The organism is Mycolicibacterium arseniciresistens (assembly GCF_030519285.1).
Lineage (GTDB): Bacteria > Actinomycetota > Actinomycetes > Mycobacteriales > Mycobacteriaceae > Mycobacterium > Mycobacterium arseniciresistens.
In genome coordinates, this window is sequence record NZ_JAUMSQ010000585.1 from 1 (window position 1) to 462 (window position 462).

The window sequence follows — 462 nt, forward strand, 5'->3', positions numbered from 1 at the left end:
CCTCGGCGTAGCCGCCGTCCTCGAGCCCCACCACCCGCGGCGAACACGACCGCACCACGGGCCGCGCCGCCACCAGGTCGTGGGCCCAGCCGGACCGCACCAGCGCCTGCGCCTCGGCGGTGCGCGTCCAGCCGCCGATGACCGCCGCACAACGCAATTGGTGGGCGCGCAGCATGGCGACCTCCCTGGCGTGCGGATACGGGGCCCGTGGCTCGGACAGCGAGTCGTCGCCGTCGTCCCACACCAGCACCAGCCCGAGGTCGTGCACCGGCGCGAACACCGCACTGCGCGTGCCGATCACCACCCGGGCACGGCCACGCAACACGGCCAGCCACCGCCGGTACCGCGCGGCCGGGCCGAGACCCGCGGCCAGCGCCACGGTGTCATCGGCGCCGCAGCGGGCCACCACGGCCTCGTGCAGCAGGTCGACGTCCTTCTGGTCGGGCACCACCGCCAGCACGC

Annotated in this window: 1 pseudogene; it reads right to left on the reverse strand. The window is 76.0% G+C overall.

The features are described 5' to 3' along the window. Positions 1-462, reverse strand: a pseudogene (locus Q2100_RS31640) (primosome assembly protein PriA); the annotation flags it as partial.